Here is a 9917-nt window from a genome sequence, read left to right as displayed (position 1 = left end):
AACACGACGAGCCCTAAAGGCGAGTCGATGTTGACTTATCGTAGGAAAGGGGGACGGGAAGTTCACTAGCCGATAGCGCCCGGAGCTAGACAATTCTCAAAGTTAGAATTAGAAACGCGTTCTCAGTTTACAGTTTTTTCTCCCATCCGGTTTTCAGGGAACACATCCCAAAATTATACAGGTCCGGTGATAATGGCGGAAAGGTCACACCCGTTCCCATCCCGAACACGGAAGTTAAGCTTTCCAGCGCCGATGGTAGTTGGGGGTCTCCCCCTGCGAGAGTAGGACGTTGCCGGGCAAACAGAAGGCCAGCTGAATCAGCTGGCCTTTTTGAGTGTGTAAATAGGGGAGATACAAAAATTTTCATAAGGAAAACGACAATGATTTAGCTTTCGAATGTTCATTTCATATCTTTAGTCAACCAGGTGGAAGGGAATCAAACCATTTAAAAAAGGATACCTTTATTATTGTTATTGTTAGGTATGGATTCTATTTATTATTTGCCATATAACAAGCTGCTACTTTATTTAGAAAGTAAGCGTAACCCACTTGCCATTGCTCAAGCATATTTCTATGAAAGTCGTCAACGATGAAAAACTCCGTCTGATTTAGAAAGTCCTGCGGCGTTGATGGATGATCTTTTTTTCTAAAAAGGATAAATGTTTTTTTACACGATTTAAAACTTTTGAATCATTTGGAGAGAAACCTTCATGTAAGAACCGAATCATATCTTCATTAAATGATATTGCTTCCATGGCAGAGTCGTTCATGGATTCTATATCAATTGCCTGATTCGACAAGTCAAAATCATTGTTTTTTCAAATGTTCGTTTTGGTCTTTTAAGGCTTCTTGCCATTCGTCTTCCGTTTCAAAACCTTTAAACATGGTTTTTATATCTAAATCGACTCCTTCTTTGGCATTTTTAATGGATGAATTGATTGTCTTGATTAGTTCTTTAAATCGTTCAACTTTTTGTTCTAATAAATATTTTTGCTGAATCAACGTATCCTCCCTGTCGATTTCTCTATCCAATAATTTTTTAATTTCCTTGAGAGGAAAATCCAATTCTTTGTAAAAAAGGCTTTGTTGTAATCGTTCTAAATCTTTTTTTCCGTATAAGCGATAGCTGGCTTCTGTCGTTTGCTCCGGAATCAAAAGACCGATTTTGTGATAATGGTGTAATGTCTTTACTGTTGTATGTGCTAGTTTTGCAACTTCATGAACGGTATACATTTTTCCTCCCCCTTTCATTGCTCTTTATACTAAAATATCCTCTAAGGTAAGAGTCAACACGTTTATGTCACTTTTTTCTTTGAACATCATACGTGAATTTACAAAAGAAAACAGCCATAACAAGACATGAAATAATCAATAAATAGTAGTTGATTGCGGGCGAATGGTTGAAAGTAGACTGTGATGCTCTAACTACCCAGTCAACTGGATTTATTTTTGACAGGATACTTATCCATTTTGGTAATAAATTGCTTGGCATAAAGGCAGAAGACAAGAAAATCAACGGGAAAGAGAAAAACTGCATGACCGTGATCATTGTTGAGTGCTTTTTGGTTAGAACGGCAATTCCAATTGAAATCGCTCCGATTAGACACGAAAATAATGCTGGTGTAACAAGAAAAAGAATTTGTGAAACGATTCCTATTGGCAGTCTGAACCCCATAAAATAGCCAATTATTACTAACAAGTTGGATTGAATCAATTGAAAAACGAAAATGTAGACTAAATCACCAATGATAAAAATTAGGTTATTCTTCGGAGCGATTAAATATCGGTTAAATATTCCTTCTCTCATATCATCTAACGTACTCATTCCTAGATAGATTCCGCCAAATAAAGCATTCATGACCAGAATTCCCGGTAAAATATACGATACATAACTGGATTCATCAAACCCACTCACGGAAGATATGTTTGAAAATATCGTGCCAAACAGCACTAGGAAAATCAATGGTTGGAACATTGAAATGATAATGGCTATTGGATTTTTAATTACCGGTGTTAGTCTCTTTTTTGCTAATAACAAAACGAATGTTATGTTATTCATTGCTCTACTCCTTTCTCATTAAAGTTCGCTAAATAAACGTCATTTAACGTTGCCTGTTTCAGTTCACTAAATTCAATTTCTACGTTACTTTGAATTAAGTACCTCAATAATTTAGACAGAATTTGTTGTCCCTGACTCGTCATAATGGTTAATGTTGTTGGTTTTAATTCGTAACGGACGACCTCTTTCAAATCAGAAATATATTCTTCGATTTTTTGAACGTTGGACAAATGTAACTTTCGATAATGAATCTCGATTTGATCAGCCGCAAGTTTATTGATCAGTTCTTTTGGCGTCCCAATATCCAGTATCTTTCCATGGTTGATCAATGCAATTTCAGTTGCAAGGTCATTCAATTCCTCTAAATAGTGTGTTGTTACAAAAATTGTCGTCCCTTCATCTTGAGAAATTTTTGTAACGATTTTCCATAGGGTAGTTCTCGACTCTGGGTCTAATCCAGCTGTAGGTTCATCCAGTAAAAGGACTTCTGGTTTATAAAGCAAACTTATCGCGATATCCAATTTTCTTTTCATTCCACCCGAGTAAGTCCCAACCAGATCATTGGATACCTGGAATAAATCAAATTCCTTTAACAGGTGTTCCCCTCGTTCCATTATTTTTGAAGTGCTCATGCCATACATTTTTCCTGCAATCAAAATGTTTTCCCAAGCTGTTCCAGTCGAAAATACAGTTGTTTGTTGGAATGTGACTCCAACTTTTTTTCGAACTTCCTTCACATTTGAAACAACATCTACACCTGAAATTTTGACAGTACCCTCATTTGGCAAGGATAAAGTAGCTAATATACTCGTCAAAGTAGATTTTCCTGCACCATTTGGACCAGTAAGTCCGAAGATAGCGCCTTTTTTCACTTTGAGAGACACATTATTTAATGCTGCCTTTTTGCCAAATGATTTGCAAACATCATTTACAATTAGTTCATACATATTCTTCCCTCCTCATTTCTTACAAAAAGAACGTTAAGCTATCCTCTTAGAGGAGAGTCAACCATCAAGTATTCTTTTTATAAAAGTCGAATTGGAATGAACTTAACGGAGCTGCAGAAAGGAAAAACTGAATTTCTCGCCTATATAAAATGAACTTCAGTTTTTGCTTCAAGCCCGAGCATCAATTTGCATGATGACTGCTTTTTACAGGCAACAGAACTGCGATATTTGTTCATTTTATATGGAAAGCGAAAACGTTCAGTGGAAAATCAGAAAGAAAATAACCCAGGTTCGTAAAATTCGATGATCTCCCCAAACAGAAATGCTGAAAAAGGGGCAGTTTTCCTAGTTGCATTTTCTGTAAGGAATCCTGTATAATTAAAGTCAAATATAGTCAAAGTCAAAAGAAGGTGTCAGGAGGTGGCTTTGATGAAAAATATATCGGATATCATAGAGGAATATTTAAAACGGATTCTGGAACTGAATGAAAAAGAAATTCTTGAAATAAAACGCAATGAGATTGCCGATAAGTTCCAATGTGTCCCTTCGCAAATCAATTATGTCATCAATACGCGGTTTACGATTGAAAGAGGGTATATTGTTGAAAGTAAAAGGGGCGGCGGCGGCTATATCCGGATCATGAAAGTGCGGCCTGAAAGCGATGCGGAACTGATTGACCAGCTGCTTGTGCATATCGGCAATGTCATCTCCCAGTCGAATGCGGAAGCCATCATTCTCCGCCTCGTTGAAGAAGAGGTGATTTCAAGGCGGGAGGCAAAAATCATGCTCAGCGTGATGGACCGCTCCGTGCTCTACATCCAGTTGCCGGAACGGGATGAACTGCGTGCCAGAATGTTGAAATCGATGTTAACGACCTTAAAATACAAGTAACAATAGAGGTGAGTATGCCGTGATTTGCCAGGAATGCAATGAAAGGCCGGCAACGATGCATTTTACTAAAATTATAAACGGTGTGAAAACGGAATTCCATCTTTGCGAGAAGTGCGCGCAGGAGAAGGGGGAAAAGTTTTCATCGGATTGGGGGAAAACCTTTTCCTTCGATAATCTGCTCGCGGGCCTTTTTAATTTTGATCCGGCCATCCAACTTTTCAAACAGGAAACAGCACCTGACCCGGATGTGCTTCGCTGCAACCATTGCGGGATGACATTGAACCAGTTTTTAAACACAAGCCGGTTAGGCTGCCCGCATTGCTATGAGACGTTTCAGCACCAGCTTGTTCCGATTTTGCAGCGCCTTCATGGCGGCAACGTTGCGCATGAAGGAAAAATACCTGCACGGATTGGCGGTGCCATTTATACAAAGAAAAAATTGCAGGAATTAAAGGCGGCGTTGCAGGAAGCCATCAGCCAGGAAGAATTTGAAAAAGCAGCAGAACTCCGCGATCAAATTCGCGCACTTGAAGGTTCTTCTCAAGCAAAAGGAGGGGAACAATAATGTCTTTAGAACATTTTTTGCACAAAGCGTCCAGCTCCTGGATGAACGAGCAAGGGCCTGAATCGGAAATTGTGCTGACGACACGGGTTCGTCTGGCAAGAAATTTAAAAAATTACCGGTTCCCGTCCTTGTTTACCAGCGAGGAAGCAAGGGAAATTATGAAAACAATCCAGGATATCGCCCGAAATCATTTTCCGGCTGAAATGCAGGCTGAATTTTTAAAAATGGACGAATTAAAACCGCTCGAAAAAAGGGTGCTTGTGGAGAAACACCTGATTAGCCCGCAACTTGCCGAAGAAGCGGGTGACGGGGCAGTTATTTTGTCAAGCGGCGAAGATATTAGTATTATGATAAATGAGGAAGATCATTTACGCATACAATGTCTTTCTCCAGGGCTTCAATTGCATGAAACGCTTCAGAAAGCCAATCAGCTTGATGACCTGCTTGAAAATTGGGTCGATTATGCTTTTGATGAAACGCTCGGTTACTTAACCAGCTGCCCGACAAATGTCGGAACGGGCATCCGCGCATCGGCCATGATGCATTTGCCGGGACTTGTGCTGACACAGCAAATTAAACAAATCATTCCGGCGATTCATCAGCTTGGTTTGGTGGTAAGAGGAATATATGGCGAAGGAAGCGAAGCCATCGGAAATATTTTTCAAATTTCCAACCAGGTGACACTCGGAACATCGGAAGACAATATTGTCTCGGATTTAACCAGTGTCATCCGGCAGATCATTACACAGGAAAGATCGGCAAGGGAAGCATTGGTGCAGACTTCAAACATACAATTAGAAGACAGGGTTTACCGTTCGCTCGGTGTCCTGCAAAACAGCAGGATCATTGAAACAAAAGAAGCGGCCCGTTGTTTGTCCGATGTCCGGCTGGGAATTGATCTGGGCTATATTCAAAACATTTCGAAACAAATTTTAAATGAATTGATGATTTTAATGCAGCCGGGATTTTTACAGCTTTATGCCGGAAGAGCGCTCAGCCCGTATGAAAGGGATATCCGGAGGGCTACACTGATAAGAGAACGTTTGAGGCTTGAGGAGACCAAATGAACAGGAGGAATGACAGATGATGTTTGGAAGATTTACAGAGAGAGCCCAGAAAGTGCTGGCCCTTTCCCAGGAAGAAGCAATCCGCCTGAAACATAACAATATCGGAACGGAACATATTTTGCTCGGACTTGTCCGCGAAGGGGAAGGCATCGCGGCAAAAGCGCTGTACGGCCTGGGTTTAAGCGCCGAAAAAATCCAGGAAGAAGTGGAAACCCTGATCGGGAACGGCCAGGAAATTTCCCAAACGATCCACTACACGCCAAGGGCCAAAAAAGTGATTGAACTGTCAATGGATGAAGCGAGAAAACTCGGGCACTCCTATGTTGGAACGGAACATATCCTCCTCGGGCTGATCCGTGAAGGTGAAGGCGTGGCGGCACGCGTGCTGACAAATCTCGGCGTTAGCTTAAATAAAGCAAGGCAACAGGTGCTCCAATTATTGGGCAACAGTGAAGCGTCCGTACAGGGCGGTTCGGCGGCCAGCGTCAGCACACCGACACTGGACAGTCTGGCCCGCGATTTAACAGCGATCGCACGGGAAGATTCCCTTGATCCTGTAATCGGGCGCAGCAAAGAAATTCAACGCGTCATTGAAGTACTGAGCCGGAGGACAAAAAACAACCCTGTCCTTATCGGGGAACCGGGCGTTGGGAAAACGGCCATTGCAGAAGGCCTTGCCCAGCAAATTGTGCATAATGAAGTGCCGGAAACGCTGCGTGACAAACGGGTTATGACGCTTGATATGGGTACGGTTGTGGCCGGTACAAAATACCGTGGCGAATTTGAAGACCGCCTGAAAAAAGTCATGGATGAAATCCGCCAGGCCGGTAATATCATTCTTTTCATCGATGAATTGCATACCTTAATTGGGGCCGGCGGTGCGGAAGGAGCCATTGATGCTTCCAATATTTTAAAACCGTCGCTTGCCCGCGGCGAACTGCAGTGCATCGGGGCAACAACACTGGATGAATACCGGAAATATATTGAAAAAGATGCTGCACTGGAAAGAAGGTTCCAGCCGATCCAGGTCGATGAGCCGACGATTGATGAGTCGATCCAGATTTTAAAAGGGCTGCGCGATCGCTATGAAGCACACCATCGCGTCTCGATTACCGATGAGGCGATCGAAGCCGCTGTAAAACTTTCGGACCGCTATATCGCAGACCGGTTCCTGCCGGATAAAGCGATTGACTTAATCGATGAAGCCGGATCGAAAGTGCGTCTTCGTTCCTTTACAACGCCGCCGAATTTGAAAGAACTGGAATTGAAACTGGAAGAGGTACGCAAGGAAAAAGATGCGGCCGTCCAGAGCCAGGAATTTGAAAAAGCGGCTGCGTTAAGGGATACCGAACAGAAACTGCGCGAACAGCTGGAGGAAACGAAGAAAAACTGGAAGGCAAAACAAGGACAGGAAAACAGTGAAGTCACAGTCGATGATATTGCGCTTGTTGTTTCGAGCTGGACGGGAGTTCCGGTGACGAAACTGGCACAAACCGAAACGGAAAGGCTTCTGCACCTTGAAGAGATCCTTCACTCCCGAGTGATCGGGCAGGAAGAAGCGGTACTTGCAGTGGCGAAAGCAGTCCGCCGTGCACGGGCAGGGTTAAAAGATCCGAAACGCCCGATCGGTTCCTTCATTTTCCTCGGGCCGACAGGGGTCGGAAAAACAGAACTGGCGCGGGCGCTTGCGGAAGCGATGTTCGGCGATGAGGATGCCATGATCCGGATCGACATGTCCGAATACATGGAGAAACATTCGACTTCCCGCCTCGTAGGTTCGCCGCCTGGATATGTCGGTTTTGAAGAAGGCGGGCAGCTGACGGAAAAGGTACGGAGAAAACCGTATTCGGTTGTGCTGCTTGATGAAATTGAAAAAGCGCACCCGGATGTGTTCAACATTTTGCTCCAGGTACTGGATGACGGCCGGCTGACCGATTCCAAGGGCCGCACGGTTGATTTTAGCAATACGATTGTCATCATGACATCGAATGTCGGCGCAGATGCTTTAAAACGCAACAAGAGCGTCGGCTTCACCATTCAGGATACCGTCGAGGCCGATTATAAAGACATGAAGGACAAAGTGCTCGAGGAACTGAAAAAAGCGTTCCGGCCTGAGTTTTTGAACCGTGTTGATGAAACCATTGTGTTCCATTCGCTCGAGAAGAAACAGTTGAACGAAATTGTCACGTTGATGGCGAAAGAATTGTCGGACCGGTTAAAAGAGCATCATATCGAACTTGTGCTGACGGATGCCGCAAAAGAAAAAGTGGCGGAAAAAGGCTACGATCCGGAATACGGCGCGCGGCCGCTGCGCAGATCGATTCAGAAAAACATCGAAGACCGCCTTTCGGAAGAAATGCTGAAAGGCAATATAAAAGAAGGGCAAAAGGTATTGGTCGATGTAAAAGACGGCGAATTTACTTTTGCCAGTGTGGCAGAGTCGGAAGCTGTATCGTCCAATTCTTAATGCCGAAAGCAGGAAAGGGTACAATGGTTTTGGCGATTGTACCCTTTTTTTCACATATATAAAATTTCGCGCCAAAATCAATGGCGATTAGGATAACATTGCTTCTGGCAACACATAAAGAAGGAGTACTGTTTCGTTCAACCTATGTGGCGGTTTCTTATACGATTTTAATTCAATTTCAAGATACTTTGTATACACTTATACACATAGATATGAGGGAAAGGGGTTTAAGATGGCAAAAAAAACCGTAAAGTTTGTTTGCCAGAACTGCGGCTACGAGTCGCCAAAATGGATGGGAAAGTGCCCGCAATGCAGCCAGTGGAACCAGATGGTGGAGGAAGCGGAGACGCCAAAACGGAGGGGCTTTTTTTTACATCCGGAGCCTGGAAATGAAACCAAAGCGGCACCTATTACGTCTATAGAGTCTAAAGAAGAAAAAAGGACAAAGGTGGATTTTGGAGAGCTGAACCGTGTCCTCGGCGGCGGCATTGTTGCCGGATCACTTGTTTTGATCGGCGGGGATCCCGGGATCGGCAAATCAACGCTGCTTTTGCAAGTGTCATCACAACTGGCAAAGCACGGGTTAAATGTACTGTATATTTCCGGGGAGGAATCGGCGAAACAGACGAAGTTAAGGGCGGACCGGTTAAACATCCATACCGACCATCTTTATGTGCTGCCGGAAACGGACCTTTCCGTGATCCAGCAGGCGATAGATGAACTGAATCCCGGCTTTGTGGTCATTGATTCCATCCAGACGATTTACCATCCGGAAATCCAGTCTGCGCCGGGCAGTGTGTCGCAAGTGAGGGAAACGACTGCACAGCTGATGCGGACGGCAAAAACAAAAAACGTGGCCATCTTTATTGTCGGCCACGTGACAAAAGAAGGCTCCATTGCCGGCCCACGTGTGCTTGAACATATGGTGGATACGGTCCTGTATTTTGAAGGTGAACGCCATAACGCCTACCGGATATTAAGGGCGGTCAAAAACCGCTTTGGTTCGACGAATGAAATTGCGATTTTGGAAATGAAAGAATCCGGTTTGGAAGAAGTCCAGAACCCTTCCGAAATTTTTCTGGAAGAACGGACAAAAGGTGCAGCCGGTTCTACCGTGGTGGCTTCCATTGAGGGGACGCGCCCGGTCCTTGTCGAGATCCAGGCGCTGTTGGCCCCGACGTTTTTCAATATGCCGCGGCGGATGGCATCCGGGATTGACTATAACCGTGTCACGCTGATTATGGCGGTGCTTGAAAAACGGGCCGGTCTTTTGATTCAGAACCAGGATGCTTATTTAAAAGTCGCCGGCGGCCTGAAAGTGGATGAACCGGCAGTGGATTTGGCAGTTGCTGTCAGCGTGGCATCCAGTTTTCGCGACAAGCCGACAAATGCGGATGACTGCATTATCGGAGAGGTCGGGCTGACGGGGGAAGTCAGGCGGGTGTCCAGGATTGAGCAGCGCGTCCAGGAAGCGGCAAAACTTGGTTTCCGGCGGGCGATCATCCCGAAAAATAATATGGGCGGGTGGACGCCGCCAAAAGAGATTCAAGTGATCGGCGTCTCCACAATCCAGGAAGCTTTGGAAGCGGCACTCGGCGGATGAGAAAGGGAACAAATTTCCGTGCCTTCTATGTGTTCTTTGGATCAGTGCGTGAGGGTACCGGAGGAAGCGGAAGGCACTGGGAAGTGAAGGAAAGCGTGGAAAAAAACGGAACCCACTTGATAAGCAAATAACTGCCGCAAATCTGCGTTTACAGGATCCGTTATGATGTAAAGACAGAAAAGACAGCGGCTGGCAGGATACAAATTTTAAAAGAAAGCAGGGGATGTGCATGAAGCCTGAAAATGCCCGGAGAAAACCGCGGCGATTAACTGGCTCGGTAGGGAAAAATACGAAGGCAAACGTTTTAAACCCTATTTT

The 9917-nt window shown here is 44.4% G+C and carries 8 protein-coding genes and 1 rRNA gene; 6 read left to right on the top strand and 3 right to left on the bottom strand.

All coding sequences use genetic code 11. From position 1 onward, the window contains the following. The first annotated feature begins 182 nt into the window (after positions 1 to 182). Positions 183 to 298: ribosomal RNA gene (gene rrf, locus ABR335_RS16780) — 5S ribosomal RNA — on the top strand. 509 nt (positions 299 to 807) lie between these two features. Here the strand turns inward: rrf and ABR335_RS16775 are convergent. The 3 genes from ABR335_RS16775 to ABR335_RS16765 form a co-directional block, all read right to left on the bottom strand. Continuing rightward, a complete protein-coding gene (locus ABR335_RS16775) occupies positions 808 to 1233 on the bottom strand; it encodes a MerR family transcriptional regulator (RefSeq protein WP_350346392.1) in 426 nt (141 codons plus the stop codon). Positions 1234 to 1300: 67 nt separating this feature from the next. Then, complete coding sequence (locus ABR335_RS16770; protein ID WP_350346391.1) at positions 1301 to 2059, bottom strand: ABC transporter permease; 759 nt, start codon at positions 2057 to 2059, stop codon at positions 1301 to 1303. After that, positions 2056 to 3006: an ATP-binding cassette domain-containing protein gene (locus ABR335_RS16765; RefSeq protein WP_350346390.1), complete on the bottom strand. Its 951-nt coding sequence runs from the start codon at positions 3004 to 3006 to the stop codon at positions 2056 to 2058. Before ABR335_RS16765 ends, ABR335_RS16770 begins: the two co-directional genes overlap by 4 nt. 426 nt (positions 3007 to 3432) lie before the next feature. On the opposite strand from ABR335_RS16765, the gene ABR335_RS16760 reads away from it, so the two are divergent. The 5 genes from ABR335_RS16760 (at position 3433) to radA (ending at position 9599) form a co-directional block, all read left to right on the top strand. Next, a complete protein-coding gene (locus tag ABR335_RS16760) occupies positions 3433 to 3897 on the top strand; it encodes a CtsR family transcriptional regulator (protein ID WP_371836356.1) in 465 nt (154 codons plus the stop codon). Positions 3898 to 3916: 19 nt separating this feature from the next. Continuing rightward, positions 3917 to 4462: a UvrB/UvrC motif-containing protein gene (locus ABR335_RS16755; protein ID WP_014096530.1), complete on the top strand. Its 546-nt coding sequence runs from the start codon at positions 3917 to 3919 to the stop codon at positions 4460 to 4462. Next, positions 4462 to 5529, top strand: a complete 1068-nt coding sequence (locus tag ABR335_RS16750) for a protein arginine kinase (RefSeq protein ID WP_014096529.1) — start codon at positions 4462 to 4464, stop codon at positions 5527 to 5529. The genes ABR335_RS16755 and ABR335_RS16750 overlap by 1 nt, the downstream gene beginning before the upstream one ends. A gap of 16 nt (positions 5530 to 5545) precedes the next feature. Continuing rightward, entirely contained in the window at positions 5546 to 7996 is a 2451-nt protein-coding gene (gene clpC / locus ABR335_RS16745) for an ATP-dependent protease ATP-binding subunit ClpC (RefSeq protein WP_014096528.1), read from the top strand. A 232-nt stretch (positions 7997 to 8228) separates the two neighbouring features. Then, positions 8229 to 9599 (top strand): DNA repair protein RadA, encoded by a 1371-nt coding sequence (gene radA, locus ABR335_RS16740; protein ID WP_014096526.1) that lies wholly within the window; start codon positions 8229 to 8231, stop codon positions 9597 to 9599. Positions 9600 to 9917 lie beyond the last annotated feature (318 nt).

The sequence above is a fragment of the Heyndrickxia faecalis genome, assembly GCF_040267745.1.
Taxonomy (GTDB): Bacteria; Bacillota; Bacilli; order Bacillales; family Bacillaceae_C; genus Weizmannia; species Weizmannia faecalis.
Note: the sequence above shows the minus strand (reverse complement) of the source record. Positions and strands in the feature narration are given on the sequence as shown.

Coding starts and splice junctions, on each gene's coding strand:
- clpC (WP_014096528.1), top strand. CDS start 5,546: ATGATGTTTGGAAGATTTACAGAGAGAGCCCAGAAAGTGCTGGCCCTT.
- ABR335_RS16770 (WP_350346391.1), bottom strand. CDS start 2,059: ATGAATAACATAACATTCGTTTTGTTATTAGCAAAAAAGAGACTAACA.
- ABR335_RS16750 (WP_014096529.1), top strand. CDS start 4,462: ATGTCTTTAGAACATTTTTTGCACAAAGCGTCCAGCTCCTGGATGAAC.
- ABR335_RS16765 (WP_350346390.1), bottom strand. CDS start 3,006: ATGTATGAACTAATTGTAAATGATGTTTGCAAATCATTTGGCAAAAAG.
- radA (WP_014096526.1), top strand. CDS start 8,229: ATGGCAAAAAAAACCGTAAAGTTTGTTTGCCAGAACTGCGGCTACGAG.
- ABR335_RS16775 (WP_350346392.1), bottom strand. CDS start 1,233: ATGTATACCGTTCATGAAGTTGCAAAACTAGCACATACAACAGTAAAG.